The following is a 396-nucleotide window of genomic DNA, read 5'->3' on the forward strand; positions in this document are numbered from 1 at the left end:
ATCTGCTCGTTGCCGGGCGAAATCTCGATGACCTTGTTGAGGAAGCCGAAATCGACGCAGATATAGGCAAGAACCGCCCAGGCGAGGGCTGCCGTCGCCGGGAACATCGACGTTCCCTTGACGACGAACAGGATGGTCAGGAACAGCGCCAGAAGGCCGGCAATGCCGATGACGATGCCGCGAAACAGCGTGTAGGAATTGACCGAGTCCTTGTAGGATTCAGGTTCCCAAAGATAGACCTGGGGCAGCTTCGGCGAGGCAAGCTCGGCGATGAAGGTGATCACCGTGCCGGGGTTCAGCGTCACCCGGAACACGTCGGCATCGGGGCTGGTCTGGCGGTCGAGTGCGAAGCCTTCGCTGGGCGTGATGGCGGCGATGCGCGTCGAGCCGAGATCC

Annotated in this window: 1 pseudogene; it reads right to left on the bottom strand. The window is 61.6% G+C overall.

Annotation, left to right across the window (positions count from 1 at the left end):
- Window positions 1-396, bottom strand: a pseudogene (locus tag EN852_RS35765) (sensor domain-containing phosphodiesterase); the annotation flags it as partial.

Origin of the sequence: Mesorhizobium sp. M2E.F.Ca.ET.209.01.1.1 (assembly GCF_004010375.2) — a bacterium.
In the GTDB taxonomy this organism is placed as follows: domain Bacteria; phylum Pseudomonadota; class Alphaproteobacteria; order Rhizobiales; family Rhizobiaceae; genus Mesorhizobium.